The organism is Agrobacterium sp. 16-2014-1-2a, assembly GCF_053522705.1.
The window spans coordinates 414,872-431,045 of sequence record NZ_JBNWBX010000002.1; the positions used below are offsets into that span (position 1 = coordinate 414,872).

At 58.2% G+C, this 16,174-nt stretch carries 12 protein-coding genes; 4 read left to right on the plus strand and 8 right to left on the minus strand.

Annotation, left to right across the window (positions count from 1 at the left end):
• The first annotated feature begins 179 nt into the window (after nt 1–179).
• On the plus strand, nt 180–3,953 hold the full coding sequence (gene metH, locus ACQZ45_RS10835) for a methionine synthase (protein ID WP_019565253.1): 3,774 nt from the start codon (nt 180–182) through the stop codon (nt 3,951–3,953).
• A 69-nt stretch (nt 3,954–4,022) separates the two neighbouring features.
• Here metH and ACQZ45_RS10840 read toward each other — a convergent pair whose 3' ends face one another.
• Nucleotides 4,023–5,354, minus strand: a complete 1,332-nt coding sequence (locus ACQZ45_RS10840; protein ID WP_113157327.1) for an MFS transporter — start codon at nt 5,352–5,354, stop codon at nt 4,023–4,025.
• Between the two features lie 79 nt (nt 5,355–5,433).
• On the minus strand, nt 5,434–6,210 hold the full coding sequence (locus tag ACQZ45_RS10845; protein WP_038491692.1) for an AAA family ATPase: 777 nt from the start codon (nt 6,208–6,210) through the stop codon (nt 5,434–5,436).
• Nucleotides 6,211–6,410: 200 nt separating this feature from the next.
• Here ACQZ45_RS10845 and ACQZ45_RS10850 point away from each other — a divergent pair, with 200 nt between their 5' ends.
• Entirely contained in the window at nt 6,411–7,055 is a 645-nt protein-coding gene (locus tag ACQZ45_RS10850; RefSeq protein WP_113291191.1) for a hypothetical protein, read from the plus strand.
• Nucleotides 7,056–7,102: 47 nt separating this feature from the next.
• Here the strand turns inward: ACQZ45_RS10850 and ACQZ45_RS10855 are convergent, their stop codons facing one another.
• The 6 genes from ACQZ45_RS10855 to ACQZ45_RS10880 all read right to left on the minus strand — a co-directional run bounded on the left by ACQZ45_RS10855 (nt 7,103) and on the right by ACQZ45_RS10880 (nt 13,433).
• Nucleotides 7,103–8,146, minus strand: coding sequence for a zinc-dependent alcohol dehydrogenase family protein (locus ACQZ45_RS10855; protein WP_003513334.1), 1,044 nt, complete (start codon nt 8,144–8,146; stop codon nt 7,103–7,105).
• Between the two features lie 75 nt (nt 8,147–8,221).
• Nucleotides 8,222–9,280, minus strand: coding sequence for an ABC transporter ATP-binding protein (locus tag ACQZ45_RS10860; RefSeq protein ID WP_003513332.1), 1,059 nt, complete (start codon nt 9,278–9,280; stop codon nt 8,222–8,224).
• Nucleotides 9,281–9,293: 13 nt separating this feature from the next.
• Nucleotides 9,294–10,076, minus strand: a complete 783-nt coding sequence (locus tag ACQZ45_RS10865) for an ABC transporter permease (RefSeq protein WP_003513330.1) — start codon at nt 10,074–10,076, stop codon at nt 9,294–9,296.
• On the minus strand, nt 10,073–10,957 hold the full coding sequence (locus tag ACQZ45_RS10870) for an ABC transporter permease (RefSeq protein ID WP_003513327.1): 885 nt from the start codon (nt 10,955–10,957) through the stop codon (nt 10,073–10,075). Before ACQZ45_RS10870 ends, ACQZ45_RS10865 begins: the two co-directional genes overlap by 4 nt.
• 202 nt (nt 10,958–11,159) lie before the next feature.
• Nucleotides 11,160–12,266, minus strand: a complete 1,107-nt coding sequence (locus tag ACQZ45_RS10875) for an ABC transporter substrate-binding protein (RefSeq protein ID WP_003513325.1) — start codon at nt 12,264–12,266, stop codon at nt 11,160–11,162.
• A 288-nt stretch (nt 12,267–12,554) separates the two neighbouring features.
• Nucleotides 12,555–13,433: a MurR/RpiR family transcriptional regulator gene (locus ACQZ45_RS10880; protein WP_003513323.1), complete on the minus strand. Its 879-nt coding sequence runs from the start codon at nt 13,431–13,433 to the stop codon at nt 12,555–12,557.
• Between the two features lie 177 nt (nt 13,434–13,610).
• Here ACQZ45_RS10880 and ACQZ45_RS10885 point away from each other — a divergent pair, with 177 nt between their 5' ends.
• Together ACQZ45_RS10885 and ACQZ45_RS10890 are read left to right on the plus strand one after the other, a co-directional pair.
• On the plus strand, nt 13,611–14,384 hold the full coding sequence (locus ACQZ45_RS10885; RefSeq protein WP_019565258.1) for an N-formylglutamate amidohydrolase: 774 nt from the start codon (nt 13,611–13,613) through the stop codon (nt 14,382–14,384).
• A 212-nt stretch (nt 14,385–14,596) separates the two neighbouring features.
• The gene (locus ACQZ45_RS10890) at nt 14,597–16,111 is read left to right on the plus strand and encodes an amino acid permease (RefSeq protein ID WP_003513319.1); all 1,515 of its coding nucleotides are present in this window, start codon (nt 14,597–14,599) and stop codon (nt 16,109–16,111) included.
• Nucleotides 16,112–16,174: the final 63 nt, after the last annotated feature.

The window sequence follows — 16,174 nt, forward strand, 5'->3', positions numbered from 1 at the left end:
ACGGTTTGCTGCTTCGGCTTATATCCTTGCTGCATAAACCTGTCATCTGTCAGTGAAATTTCGTAGTCTGCCGCAACGACGCAAAGCCATACCTATACCTTGAAGATATATTGACATAAACATATCTTTATGTGACTTGACGGCTTGCGATCTTGCAAATCGAAATGAGGAGTGCGCCCGTGTTTGACGATCTGTTCGGCCCTGAAGGGGCAAAGCGCGACGGCGCGGAAATTTTGCGCGCGCTGCGCCAGGCCGCCAGCGAACGTATCCTCATTCTCGATGGCGCAATGGGCACGCAGATTCAAGGACTGGGGTTTGATGAAGATCATTTTCGCGGTGATCGTTTTATCGGCTGCGCCTGTCACCAGCAGGGCAATAACGACCTTCTGATCCTGACCCAGCCGGATGCCATCGAAGAAATCCATTATCGCTATGCGATGGCGGGTGCGGATATTCTCGAAACCAACACGTTTTCGTCGACGCGCATCGCGCAGGCGGACTACGAGATGGAAAATGCCGTCTACGATCTCAACCGCGAAGGGGCGCAGATCGTCCGCCGTGCTGCCCAGCGGGCTGAGCGCGAAGATGGCCGCCGCCGTTTCGTTGCGGGCGCTATCGGCCCGACCAACCGCACCGCCTCGATTTCGCCTGATGTCAACAATCCTGGTTACCGTGCCGTCAGTTTCGACGATCTGCGCATCGCCTATGGCGAGCAGATCGACGGTCTGATCGATGGCGGCGCGGATATCATCCTCATCGAGACGATCTTCGATACGCTGAACGCCAAGGCCGCAATCTTCGCCTGTGAGGAGCGTTTCGAGGCCAAGGGCATCCGTCTGCCGGTGATGATATCAGGCACGATCACGGACCTTTCCGGCCGCACGCTGTCCGGCCAGACGCCGTCTGCTTTCTGGAACTCGGTGCGACACGCCAACCCCTTCACCATCGGCCTCAACTGCGCTCTTGGTGCAGATGCCATGCGTCCGCATCTGCAGGAGCTTTCGGATGTGGCCGACACCTTCGTCTGCGCCTATCCGAATGCCGGCCTGCCGAACGAATTCGGGCAATATGACGAAACACCCGAGATGATGGCGCGCCAGGTGCAGGGTTTTGCCCGCGACGGTCTTGTCAACATCGTCGGCGGTTGCTGCGGCTCGACGCCCGAGCATATCCGGGCGATTGCCGAAGCCGTCAAGGATTACAAGCCGCGCCCCATTCCCGAGCACAAGCCCTTCATGTCGCTTTCGGGTCTCGAACCCTTCGTGCTGACCAAGGACATTCCCTTCGTCAACGTTGGCGAACGTACCAACGTCACCGGCTCGGCCCGCTTCCGCAAGCTGATCACTGCCGGCGATTACACGGCGGCGCTGGCTGTCGCCCGCGATCAGGTGGAAAACGGTGCGCAGATCATCGACATCAACATGGATGAGGGCCTGATCGACTCGCAAAAGGCGATGGTGGAGTTCCTGAACCTCATTGCCGCCGAGCCTGATATTGCCCGCGTGCCTGTGATGATCGACTCATCCAAGTTCGAAATCATCGAAGCCGGTCTGAAATGCGTGCAGGGCAAATCGATCGTCAATTCGATTTCGCTGAAGGAAGGCGAGGAGAAGTTTCTCCAGCAGGCGCGGCTCGTCCACAATTACGGTGCTGCGGTCGTGGTCATGGCATTTGACGAGGTCGGGCAGGCGGATACCTATCAGCGCAAGGTGGAAATCTGCACGCGCGCCTACAAGCTTTTGACTGAAAAGGCGGGCCTGTCGCCGGAAGACATCATCTTCGATCCAAACGTGTTTGCGGTAGCCACGGGTATCGAGGAGCACAATAATTACGGCGTGGACTTCATTGAAGCCACAAAGACCATCCGCGAAACCATGCCGCTGACGCATATTTCCGGTGGCGTTTCCAACCTGTCCTTCTCCTTCCGCGGCAATGAGCCAGTGCGTGAGGCGATGCATGCCGTGTTCCTCTACCACGCCATCCAGGTCGGCATGGATATGGGCATCGTCAATGCCGGGCAGCTTGCGGTTTACGACAACATCGATGCGGAATTGCGCGAGGCCTGCGAAGATGTGGTGCTGAACCGCCGCGACGACGCGACGGAGCGGCTGCTTGACGTGGCGGAGCGTTTCCGCGGCACGGGTGAAAAACAGGCGAAGGTGCAGGATCTTTCCTGGCGCGAGCTTTCCGTCGAAAAGCGGCTGCAACACGCGCTGGTCAACGGCATTACCGAATTCATCGAAGCCGATACGGAAGAGGCGCGCCAGCAGGCCGCCCGCCCGCTGCACGTTATCGAAGGGCCGCTGATGGCGGGCATGAACGTGGTCGGTGATCTGTTCGGTTCCGGCAAGATGTTTCTGCCGCAGGTGGTGAAATCCGCCCGCGTGATGAAGCAGGCCGTCGCCGTTCTGCTTCCTTACATGGAAGAGGAAAAGCGCCTGAATGGCGGTGAACAGAACAAGGCCGCCGGCAAGGTGCTGATGGCGACCGTGAAGGGTGATGTGCACGATATCGGCAAGAACATCGTCGGCGTCGTTCTTGCCTGCAACAATTACGAGATCATCGATCTCGGCGTGATGGTGCCGACGACGAAAATCCTTGAAACGGCGATTGCCGAAAAGGTCGATGTGATCGGTCTTTCCGGTCTCATCACGCCGTCGCTTGATGAAATGGTGCATGTGGCGGCGGAAATGGAGCGGCAGGGTTTCAACATCCCGCTGCTGATCGGCGGCGCAACAACGAGCCGCGTGCATACGGCGGTGAAAATCCATCCGCGTTACGAACAGGGCCAGGCGATCTATGTCACCGATGCCTCGCGTGCGGTGGGCGTCGTCTCCGCACTTCTCTCCGCCGAGCAGAAGCCAGCCTATATCGACGGCATCCGGGCTGAATATGCCAAGGTGGCGGAGGCGCACGCCCGCAATGAGCGCGAAAAGCAGCGTCTGCCGCTTTCCCGCGCCCGCGAGAATGCGCACAAGATCGACTGGTCGACCTATAGTGTCGTGAAGCCGCAATTCTTCGGCACCAAGGTGTTCGAGACCTATGACCTTGAGGAGCTGTCCCGTTACATCGACTGGACGCCGTTCTTCCAGACCTGGGAGCTGAAGGGCCGATATCCCGCTATCCTTGAAGACGAGAAGCAGGGTGAGGCTGCGCGGCAGCTTTATGCCGATGCGCAGGCGATGCTGAAGAAGATCATCGAGGAAAAATGGTTCCGGCCGCGGGCTGTTATCGGCTTCTGGCCCGCCAATGCGGTGGGAGACGACATCAGGCTGTTCACGGATGAAAACCGCTCCGAAGAACTGGCGACCTTCTTCACGCTGCGCCAGCAGCTTTCCAAGCGTGACGGACGCCCCAATGTGGCGCTTTCCGATTTCGTCGCGCCTGTCGATAGCGGCGTTGCCGATTATGTCGGCGGCTTCGTCGTCACGGCGGGTATCGAGGAGGTGGCGATTGCTGAACGCTTCGAGCGGGCTAATGACGATTATTCGTCGATTCTCGTCAAGGCGCTGGCCGACCGTTTTGCGGAAGCCTTTGCCGAACGTATGCATGAGCGGGTGCGCAAGGAATTCTGGGGTTATGCGCCCGAAGAAGCTCTTGCCGGCGATGAGCTGATCGGCGAGGCCTATGCCGGTATCCGCCCTGCGCCCGGTTATCCGGCCCAGCCTGATCATACCGAAAAGAAAACACTGTTCTCCCTGCTCGACGCTACCAACGCGGCGGGCGTGGAGCTGACGGAGAGTTATGCCATGTGGCCCGGCTCCTCCGTCTCCGGCCTCTATATCGGCCATCCCGAGAGCTATTATTTCGGTGTTGCCAAGGTGGAACGCGATCAGGTGCTGGACTATGCGCGTCGCAAGGACATGCCGTTGGTAGAGGTAGAGCGCTGGCTCGGACCGGTGCTCAACTACGTACCGGTAAACGGTGCCGAGGAGATCGACAGCGCGGCCTGACGTTTCGGCCACCGTTGTTGCAATAAAAAGCGCGGGTCCTGCCCGCGCTTTTTTGTGTCGTCGTTGGGCTTACGACCTCAAGGCCGCCAGTTCCTCTATGCCGACATGGCTTTCGATCTCGCTGCCGCGCAGATAGAGGTAAACGCCGATGCAGAAGGCGAGGACGGCGATGAACACCAGATACCACGCATGCGCCATTGGATTGACGGCTAGCGCCATCGTTACGCCAATCGGTGTCAGCCCGCCGAAGATGGCATAGGAGACGTTGTAGGCGAAGGAGAGGCCCGAGAAGCGGACCGAGGCCGGGAAGGCGCGCACCATGACATAGGGCACCGCACCCGCCATGCCGACCGACAGGCCCATGACGCCGTAAAGCACGAACATGGTTTCTAGCGATGTGCCGGCATAGCTGTAGAAAGTGAAGGTGGCGATGCCGAAGAAGATGCTGGCGGCCATGAAGAAAATGCCGGAGCCGACACGATCGATCAATGCGCCGGCGATGATGACGCCGAAGATGAGGAACAGCGTGCCGAAGCTGGTGCCTGCCAGCGCCTGGGTCGGTGTGTAGCCATAGAGCTTCTGCAGGAAGGTTGCCGTCATCAGCGTGGTAACGACGATGGCTGCGGACAGAACCCAGGTCAGCAGCGCGGAAATGATCACGCCGCGCATATGGTGCTTGAGCACGAGGCCAAGCGGAAGCTTGTCCGTCAGCGACTTCGACTTTTTCATCTCCATGAAGATCGGAGTCTCTTCCAGCCAGCGGCGCAGATAGACGGCAATCAGGCCGAATATGCCGCCGAGCAGGAAGGGAATGCGCCATGCATAGGCCGCCACATCTTCTGCCGAGAAGAGGGAATTGATGGCAAAGGCAATCAGCGAACCGAGCATGATGCCGAAAGAGAGGCCGGACGTCAGAAAACCGCAGGCGAGCCCGACGCGGCGAAAGGGCACGTGCTCCGCAACGAAGGTCCAGGCACCCGGAACTTCGCCGCCAATGGCCGCACCCTGCAGCATGCGCAGGACGATGAGCAGGATGGGGGCCGCAACGCCGATGGTGGCATAGGTCGGCATCAGCGCCATGCCGAGCGTCGAAAGCGCCATGAGCAGGATGGAGAAGGCGAAGACGCGTTTGCGGCCATAACGATCGCCATAATGCGCGAGAACGATGCCGCCCAGCGGCCGCACCAGATAACCGGCGGCGAAGATGCCGAAGGTCTGGATCATCACCAGCCAATCGGGCATTTCCGGCGGGAAGAACAGATGGCCGATGACGGTGGCGAAAAACACGAAAATGATGAAATCGTAGAACTCCAGCGCGCCGCCGAGTGCCGAAAGGCCGAGAGTTCTGTAGTCCTGCCTGTTCAGGGGCCGGGCAGTTGCCGGTGTGGTGGTGGGAGACATAAGCCTGCTTCTTTTTCTAATTCACATGTTGCTAATGGGCATGCGGCAAGCGATGCGCGATTTCAAGCCTTATCAGCTCCTAATCGCTCAGGAATTTTGATGGACGATCAAGAAAGCGCCGCAGGAAACTGATGTTTTCCAGCTCGTCATAAAGACGCTCGGTGATGCCGCTCTCGTCGAAGTAATAAATCGTCGCTTCGGGAATGGCTAAGAGCACCGGCGAATGGGTTGCGATGATCAACTGCCCACCACTATCTGCCGTGTGACGGACGAGGGCTGCAAGCTCCAGCTGCTTTTGCGGTGAAAGAGGGCTTTCCGGTTCATCGAGAAAATAAAGGCCGGCGCCGTGCAGGCGCTGCTGCATGATATCGAGAAATCCCTCGCCATGCGAACGCCGGTCTATGACGTTGCTTCTAACGATATGCCTGAAAGTGTCCGGTGTTTCCTCGGGAAAATCTTCGCCTCTTTTCAGGGCTTTTTCCCGCTCCCAGCGAAAGTCATCCAGGGTCTCTTCATTCTGCTTGCGGATGTAGCCAAGCACGTCTTCGGCGCGCATGAACATGCGGATTTTCGGGTATTTCTTGCGGGCGAAATAGAATGCCTTCGCCACGGTTTCCGCATGCTGAAGATAGAGGTCGCCGGCAACCTGTCCATGATTGCCGATGGCATAGGCCGTCATTCCGGCCGCCAGCCCTTCCAGCAGCGTGGATTTGCCGGAGCCGTTATTGCCGGCGAAAAAGGTGATCGGCGTCTTGAATTCGAGGCGTTCCAGCTGGCGCAGCGCCGGAACGGTAAAGGGGTATTCGTCCCTTCGGTCCGGAGTTTCCTTCATGGTCACGCTGTCGAGAAACAGCATTTTCAATCCTCTTTATCGATGCTTCTTTTTCTGTGCGTCCGTTTGCGGCGGAAGAGGAGTATATTATATTGGTGTATATTATAAGTATCAAAATTACATCTGTGTATTTTCAAAGTAATCAAATGAATAGTCATCTATTAAATTTTATATTAAGGCGATTGTAGAAATATATCCCGATATTTTTGTATTGCGGGGAAGATATGAATCAGATTGCGCTGGTTTACGTCGCCATGATATTTTTGTTCGCGTCTGCTGTGGATGCCGATGCCAAGCGTTTTCGGTTTTTTGCGGCGCCTGGCTTCAGTCGCGGTGAGACGATCGACAGGGTCTACGACTTGCCCAATCAAACGACTTTCGTGGTGGAAGGGAAGTTCTTTGACCTCGGCTATCTGAACAGCAGTAGTGGCAACGCTTATGTTCTTTATAATGGCGACCAATACGTGAAGTTGGACGAGGTGGGCCTTAAGGGCATTTCCAGTAGGCTTGGATTTGACCCTACCGTCGAGGACCGCAAAAAACGTGCGGCGGCTTCGGAGGCGGCTGAGCCTATAGGGAGACTGATAGGTGGGTTTGTGCTGCTCGTGGGCCTGTTCGTGCTCCTGCGCAGGGGTATTCGCTGGTACTATCGGTCGGGTAGCAGAAACGCTCGTCTCGAGCGGGAAGATATCGAGGCGGTCGTCGAATTACCGGAACCCCGTCCGCCAACCATACGTCAGCAACGTGCGGCAGTTACCCAGGATTATACGCCCGCTCTCAATGAGGTTGCACCGCCGACCAGAAGACCGGAGGCCGCGCCGAATCGCGCGGGGATGGCAGTCCGGCCGTTCGGACGCAGGAATGCCTGATGCCGTCTAGACAAACGGCATTTTCCGGGACGTTCCGGCTGTGACTGTTATTCGAACCGGTCGATGATGCTGATGCCACTTTCCTGGAAACGGTCCATGGCGGGAAGGGCGGTGATGGCATCGGAAAGGGTGATGTGGCGGCCGATCAGTTTTTCGGGCGCGAGCTTGCCGCTCTCGATCATCGCCAGCATGTCTTCGTAGCGCCATGCCTGCATGCCGTGGCTGCCGTAAATCTCCAGCTCGTGGGCAATCACCCGGGCCATGGGGATGGCTGGCATGGCGTGATCGGCCAGCATCAGCCCTACCTGAACGTGGCGCCCGCGCCGGCGCAGGTTGCTGATGGAATTGCAGCAGGTCTGCGGGTGGCCAAGCGCGTCGATAGAGACATGCGCGCCGCCGCCGGTCACTTCGCGCACCGCCTCCGTGACGTCGGCAACCGAGCGGCTGTTGATGGTAGCGGTTGCGCCGAGTTGGCGGGCAAGTTCGAGCTTGTCTTCCGCAATGTCGATGGCGACGACCTGAGCGCCGAGGCCTGCGCCAATCATGATGGCGGAGAGGCCGACGCCGCCGCAGCCATGTACCGCCAGCCACTCGCCGCCTTTCAGGCGACCCTGGTCCGTCACAGCCCGGAAGGACGTGGCGAAACGGCAGCCGAGACCGGCGGCAGTGGCGTAGCTCATCGTATCAGGCAGATGAACAAGGTTCTGGTCCGCGTAATCGATGGCGACATATTCGGCGAAAGAACCCCAATGGGTGAAGCCGGGCTGGAACTGCGTTTCACACACCTGTTGATTGCCGGAGCGGCATTCATGGCAACGGCCGCAGCCGGAAACGAAGGGAACGGTGACACGGTCGCCTGTCTTGAACCTGGTAACGTTCTTTCCGACCGCAGCGATAACGCCGGCGAATTCGTGGCCAGGGACATGCGGCAGGCGAATATCCGTATCGTGGCCCATCCAGCCATGCCAGTCGCTGCGGCAGAGGCCCGTCGCCTTCACCTCGATGACCACGCCGCCGTCGGTCGGTTCCGGATCAGGCAGGGATGCCACAATCGGGGTCTCGCCGAACAGTTCGTAAAAAAGCGCGCGCATCCTGGCCTCACATCGTCGGTAAGCAGATTTGAATTATACCTGCTCTATCTGCTTCCGACGCTGGAGAAAAGCCATTTAATCTTTGATCACCATAAGATCACCAGCCGCGAATTTAAGCGTTACTTGTTCGCCCAGGGCGGGCGGTGCGGTGCCGGGATCGTTGAACATGTCGAAAGACAAGGTCGAGCCGCCGAGATCAAGACGGGTTCGGATGACCGAACCCAGGAACTGGCTTGAGGTCACGATACCGGAAATAGCCACGTCTCCCTTCGCGTCAGCGCCGAGAGCTCCTGCTTCCGGGCGCAAGGCGAGGGTGATTTTTTCACCGTTTGCAACATCGACCGGCTTGTGGAGCGTCACGTTCTGCTCCCCGACACGGATTGTGCTGGTAGAGGAATCGACGACGGTTGCGTCGATCAGGTTCAGCGTGCCGACGAAGGAGGCGACAAACCGGGTCGCGGGCTTGTTGTAGATATCGAAGGGCGAACCGATCTGGTCGGCGCGGCCGGAATTCATGACAACGATACGGTCGGAGATCGACAGGGCCTCTTCCTGATCGTGGGTCACGAAAATTGTGGTGATGCCGAGCTTTCTCTGGATCTGGCGGATTTCTTCGCGCAGCGATACGCGGATCTTGGCATCGAGCGCGGAAAGCGGCTCGTCCAGCAGAAGCACTTCCGGCTTCGGGGCCAATGCGCGGGCAAGCGCCACGCGCTGCTGCTGGCCGCCTGACATCTGGTAGGGGTAACGATCCGCCAGATGCTCCAGATGGATGAGCTGAAGCATTTCCTTCACGCGTGCATCGATCTCGGCTTTCGGCTTGCCGGCGACTTTGAGCCCGAAGGCGACATTTTCGTAGACGTTCATGTTGGGGAACAGCGCATAGGCCTGAAACACCATGCCGATATTGCGCTGGTTCGGTCTGAGCGTCGTCTGGTCCTTGCCGTTGATGACGATCGATCCGCCGGTCGGGATTTCGAAACCGGCGATCATGCGCAGCACGGTGGTCTTGCCGCAGCCCGACGGGCCTAGAAAGGAGACGAACTCGCCCTTTTCGATGGCCATGTTGAAATCATGGACGACCTGTACGGAGCCGAAGGATTTCTTGATATTGCTAAGTGTCAAAAAGCTCATGAAAATCTTGTCCTCAGGCCTTGGGAGGCGCGCCCTTCTGGTAGCGTGAAACGAGTTGGATCAACCCAAGGCAACCCCAGGTGATGCCGAAGGATATCACGGCAAGTGCAGCCGGTTCATAGGCGCGGTTGGCGCCAAGCAACTGCATATAGGGGCCAAAGGCCGGGCGGTTCAAAAGGGCGGCCATGGTGAATTCACCGATGACGATGGCGAAGGTCAAAAACGCACCTGACAGCACGGCGACCAGAACATTGGGCAGGATGATGCGCGACAGAATGGTCGTCCACCCCGCGCCAAGGCTCTGCGCCGCTTCCGTCAGCGTCGAGACGTCGATGGTCCTCAGACCAGTATCGACGGCGCGGTACATGTAGGGCAAGGCGAGCGTGGCATAACCGAACATCAAAAGCAGGTTGGTGCCGAAGGTCGTGCCGGTCAGCGGAAGCCAGCTAGAGGTGTTGTAAAGCCTGATATAACCGAACACGATGACGATGGCCGGGATGACCAGCGGCAGGAGCGTGATGAATTCGATATAGGGGCGCAGGCCCGGCAGTTTGAGGCGGACCCAATAGGCCGTGGGCACCACCAGCAGCACACCGAAAACGATGGTGAAGAGAGCCATCACCACAGAATAGCTGAAGGTTTCCTGGAAACGCGGGTCGGTGAGCACCTTGCCATAGGCGTCGAAGGAATATTCACCGCGGCGCATTTTCAGCGAGAAGTTGGTCATGCCGATCAGCGGCAGGGCGAAATAGAGCAGGCCAAAGATCAGCGCGCCCCAGGCGAAGAACTTCTTCATTTGAGCCACCTTTCGCTACGGGCGCGCAGCCAGATGTAAAGCGCATTGGCGATGCCGGTGACGACAATCATGCCGAAGGCGAGAGCGTAACCGAGATGCGGATTGCCGAGAACGTCGCCGCGGATCTGCGCGAAAAGCAGGATGGGCACGATGTTGAGCGACGAGCCGGTAAGCGCGATCGCGGTGGCCACCGCACCGAATGCATTGGCAAACAGCAGCGACATGGTGCCAAGCAACGATGGCAGGAGGATGGGGAAGGCCACCATGCGCCAATATTGCACGCCGGTCGCGCCAAGGATTTCCGCAGCTTCGCGCCACTCGCGCTTCAATCCGTCAAGCGCCGGCGTGATGATGAGGATCATCAGCGGAATCTGGAAGAACAGATAGGTGACGGTCAGGCCCCAGAAGGACAAGATGTTGAAGCCGAGGAGTCTCAGATCAATACCGATCTGCGTCTTCAAAAACACGGTGAGTAGGCCGACAGGGCCGAGTGTGGCGATGAAGGCGAAGGCGAGCGGCACGCCGGCAAATTGCGATGCGACGCCCGAAAAGGTCAGGAGCGGTCCGCGAATGCGCTGCGGCAGACCGCCCAGGACCACGGCGGCGGCGACGGCAAAACCAATCAGGCAGCCAAGAGCGGCCGAGGCGAGGCTGATCTTGATCGAAATCCAGTAGGCCGCGAGGATGGACGAGGTGAAAAGCCCGGCGACGTTTTCCAGCGTCAGGCTGCCATCGGGACGCTGGAACGCGCCGACCACGATTTTCATCGTCGGAAAAATCAGAAACAGCAGAACAAAAACAGCAAAAGGTACGACGCCTAACCAATGAAGCGGCAACTTTCTGCCCGCATCGGATGGTCCGCCGGTGTTGGTTGATGGCATGCCTGGTCCCCAAACGCCGTTTTCAAACGGTCTGTCTATAAAGTTCTTTATTATCGCACGTCCGGTTAAAACGGAATCGTCAGACGCACTTTCGATCTTTGTTTTGTGCAATTTCCGGGGGTAAAACCTAGGGAGTTTTACCTGAAATGCTTTCAAAGAAGCACCCCGGCTTTTTGAAAAGCCGGGGTGTATTTTTCAAAGGTTACTTCACGTTCGCGCCGACGACGCTGTCCCAGCCGCCGGTAACGGCGGCCTTGTTGGCGTCGACGTCTTCGAGCGTCGGGAAGATTGCCTTTTCATAGGCTGCTGCCGGCGGCAGGCTGTCGATCAGTTCCTGCGGAACCTTGCCGGCCTTGACCATCGCGTTGAAGCGGATCGGGTGGCAATAACCCTTCAGCCAACCGAGCTGACCGTCGTCTGAATAGAGGTGTTCCATCCAGAGCTTGGCAGCGTTCGGATGCGGGGCGTAAGCGGAAATGCCCTGAACGTAAACGCCGGCCAGAACGCCTTTTTCCGGAACCACGACTTCCGTGGGCGGGTTGTCGTTCAGCGTCTTCTTCCAGGAGAGCGCGTTATAGTCCCAGGCGACGATGATCGGGGTAGCACCCTGTGCCAGCGTGCCGGCCTTGCCGATGACTGGCAGGAAGTTGCCAGCCTTGTTGAGCTCGGCGAAATATTTCAGGCCTGCCTCACCGGCTTCCTTGCCGGACTTCGCACCGCTGGCAAGACCGGCGGCGAGAACGCCGAGGATAGCCTGGTTGGAAGCGCGCGGATCGCCGGCAAGCGCTACCTGACCGGAATATTCCGGCTTCTGCAGGTCGGCCCAATCCTTCGGCACGTTCTTGACGAGGTCCTTGTTCACGAAGAAGGACATCACGCCGTAATAGTCGCCGTACCAGTAACCTTCCGGATCCTTGACGTTGTCAGGAATTTCGTCCCAGGTGGAGACCTTGTAAGGCTGCAGCAGGCCTTCGGCCTTCATCTGCGGGCCGAAAGCGAGACCGACGTCGACAACGTCAGGAGCCTGCGGGCCCTTGTTGTCCTTGTTCGCCTTGACCGCTTCGACTTCATCGGCAGAGCCGGCGTCGGGGTTGAGTTCGTTGACGGTGATTTCCGGATATTTCGCCTTGAAAGCGGCGATGACGTCGCCGTAACCACACCAGTCGTGCGGCAGCGCGACGGTGGTCAGCATGCCTTCCTTCTTGGCGGCAGCGATCAGTTCGGCGCTTGGCGCAGCGGCAGCGATCGCGGTGGAGGCCATTACCAGAGCGGTGGTGGCAGCAAGCAGTCGACGGCAATGAGAGATCACTTTTTTCTCCTCTTCGTGTTCTCGTATTACGGACGCTGATACGGATTCTGGATGAAGCTAATGTGACGGCTGGATTGCAATTTATTTATCCGGATTCCGTCACTTTACGCCCATTTTCCGCCATCACCCGGCTTTGTGCCTGCAATCGCGGGGTAATCCCATCATCATTCGTGTTGGACAGATATGTTCCCCAGCTTGTTTTTATCCCGCTTTATCGCGCTGGTAGCGATTTCAGGTATCCAATCAGCCGGCGGTTTCCGCGTCAAGCACTGTGCCGGCTACTAATGTTCATGTCCGGTCCGGCCTGCGGAACAGACGCGTCTGCTCGAACAGGCCTTCCAGCGCGTTCATGCGCTCCTTGGTTTCATCCCAGGTGCTGCTCTGCACTGCTTCGATCAGCGCTTCGACGACAAACAATGTAACGACCGATGAATCCCATGCCGAGGGGGCTTCGATCTTCACACGGAAGGTGTGCAGCGCGTGGCGCGCCACCGGCGATGTCCACTGATCCGTGAAAAGAATGATCTGTACGCCGTTTGCCTTCGCCACCTCGGCAAGCGTCGTCATGTCGTGCTCATAGCGGCGGATGTCGAAGATCACCAGCACATCGCCGGCGCTCATATTCAACATATATTGAGGCCAGGCGCTGGAGTTGGACGACATCAGCGTCGTCTTTGGCCGGATCACCTGCATATGCGTGAAAAAATATTCGGCAATCGCGCCGGTGATGCGCCCGCCGACGAAATAGATGCTGCGTTTGCGGTCCGAGAGCAGCCTTGCGGCATTGTCGAAGACCGCGGTGTCGAGATCGCTCAAAGTGTCGCGCAGATTGCCCGTTATGGCGTCGGCGAAACGGTTGAGAATATGCAGACCCGGCGCATTGGTTGCCCAGCGGTCATGTTTGGCAACCGGGCCGGAGATCGTCGCTTCCAGTTCCTGGTGCAGATGGGCCTGAAACTCCGGGTAACCTTTGTATCCGAGCTTCTGCACCATGCGCGCCACCGTCGGCGTCGAAACACCCGCATTTTCGGCAATCGTGGTGATGCTGCCGAGACCCGAGACGGGGTAGTTGCCGAGTAGGCTCTCCGCCAGCCGTTTTTCCGAACGGGTCAGCGCGTCATAGTGGGCATGGATGACATCCGACACGGTGGCCGTCGTACTGCGCAAATCTTTCCCCTTCCGGTCTTTTTGCCGGTGTATTGGCGAATATAAGCATCTGTGCCAGCTATCGAGTCAATGGGGAAAATGAAGAGAAAATTTCAAAATTCCATTTGACACTCGCGATAATGTGAAGAATTCTTTTCGTCATCGGCGGGATGGCAGGTTTCGGGGCGGGATGCGTGCATGACGGTGCGTTCACGGTTTTTCACGGAAGCGGAAGGACAGGCTGTCGGCGTCGAGAACGCCGCAGCGAAGGGCGACGTCGTTCTCGTCTGCGAACATGCTTCAGCCACCATCCCGGAAAAACTCGGTACGCTTGGTCTTTCGCCGGACGTGCTTTCGAGCCATGCGGCCTGGGATCCGGGTGCCTTGGCGGTTGCGAGGCTGCTTTCGCAGAAGCTTGATGCCACGCTCATTCATCAGCGGTTTTCGCGTCTGGTCTATGATTGCAACCGGCCGCCGGAATCGCCTTCTGCCATGCCGGTCAAAAGCGAGATTTACAATATTCCCGGCAATCTCGATCTGAGCGATGCGGAACGGTTTGCCCGAACCTCGGCGCTTTACGTGCCGTTTCACGACCGTGTCAGTGAGATTATTGCCGAGCGGCAGGACCGCGGCCGCAAGGTGGTGGTGGTGACCATTCACAGTTTCACGCCGGTCTATCACGGTCAGTTCCGTGAAGTGCAGATCGGCATCCTGCACGATACTGACAGCCGGCTGGCCGATGCGATGCTGGTGGGTGCCGAGGGTTCTGCGCTCACGGTAAAGCGCAACGATCCCTACGGTCCGGAAGACGGTGTAACGCATACATTGCGGCTGCATGCGCTGCCGGACGGACTTTTGAACGTCATGATCGAGATCCGCAACGATCTGATCGCCAATGAAGGAGACCAATCGGCAATTGCCGATTTTCTTCACGAGCTTATGGGGAAGGCGCTCTCATCAATCGATGAGTGAGGGAGCAATGGGGCGGCTTATGGTGAAAACACCGCGGCCGACCGTCAATGAGACTGCCGCAATCGACAAAAGCCGGAACGGCATGAAGCGGCAAGGGAACAGCAGATGCGTGCGGCGCAGTGCGGGAAACCTCCCGGGCGATGCCGGAAACTGGGGGCACAATCGGCCAATAACGGCTGGCTGGCTTTTTTTTCTATTAAGGAGAGAAGGGCATGGACGGTTCATCATCAGGCGTCAGCTACAAGAAGGCTGATGCATCCTATTTCGAAAAACGCGGACTATCCCGATACGCGGGCGTGTGGTCGCTGTGGTCGCTTGGCGTCGGCGCGGTTATATCAGGGCATTTTTCCGGATGGAATTTCGGCTTTTCCACCGGCGGCTGGGGCGGCATGCTGGTGGCGGGCATCATCATCGCCATCATGTATCTCGGGCTGACATTCTCGATTGCGGAAATGAGCCCGGCGCTGCCGCACACGGGTGCTGCCTATTCCTTTGCCCGCACGGCCATGGGCCCGTGGGGCGGTTTCGTCACCGGACTTTGCGAGAATGTCGAATATGTGCTGACGCCGGCGGTCGTCGTTACCTTCATCACCGCCTATGTGAACTCCATTCTCGGCCTCGATCCGGCCTATTCACCCTTCGTGTGGATAGCCTTCTACGCGATCTTCCTTGCTCTCAACGTCTTCGGACTTGAGCTTTCCTTCAAGGTCACCCTTGTCATCACGCTGATTTCGCTCGGCGTTCTGGTGTTTTTCTGGGTCAGCGCCATTCCGAACATGGATTTTTCGCGTTACGCGCTTAATATTGGTGTCGGACCCGATGGCAAGGCTGTGGAGCTGCCGGAAGGCAACGGTTCCTTTTTCCCATTTGGTTTTTCGGGCGTTCTTGCCACGCTGCCTTTTGCGGTCTGGCTGTTCCTCGCCATCGAGCAGCTGCCGCTGGCGGCTGAAGAATCCGTTGATCCGAAACGCGATATGCCCAAGGGTATCATTCTCGGTGTCATCACGCTGATGGTTTCGGCCTTCATGATCGTGCTGCTGAACCCATCACTACCGGGCGTCGGCGCCTTTCATCTCAGCTCGTCGCTTGAACCGCTGCTGGATGGCTTCAAGGCGATCTACGGCGATGGCGGCGTGGTGCTGCTCGGTCTCGTGGCGCTGACCGGCCTGATCGCCAGCTTCCATACGATCCTTTATGCGCAGGGCCGCCAGATCTATTCGCTGTCGCGTGCGGGTTACTTCCCGACCGTGCTGTCGATCACTCATTCGAAATACCGGACGCCATACGTTGCCAATATTGCCGGCGCGCTCGTCGGCCTTGCGGTCATGCTCGTCATCTGGTTCTCGCTGGGTGCGGAACAGGGCGGCAGCATCATCGGCAGCGTGCTTTTGAACATGGCCGTGTTCGGTGCGATGTTCTCCTACATCCTGCAGGCGATTTCCTTCATCCTGCTCAGGAAAAATCTGCCGCATATCGAGCGGCCGTTCCGCTCGCCCTTCGGCATTCCGGGCGCGGTGTTGACAATCATCATCGCCATCGTGACGCTGCTCTATCAGATCCAGGATCCGAACTTCACCAAGGGTGTGCTGTGGGTAGCCGTATGGTTTGCGGTTGCCATTGCCTACTTCGCCTTTGTCGGACGCCATCGCCTCATCCTGTCGCCGGAAGAGGAGTTCGCGCTGGAGCATAAGCAGGCTGCCATGGCAGCGGCGGCTGCAAAGGCCTGATGCTCGAACTGACGGGCGGTCGCATACCGGCCGCCTGCTCGCCACATGAAAAGGGATGGACAA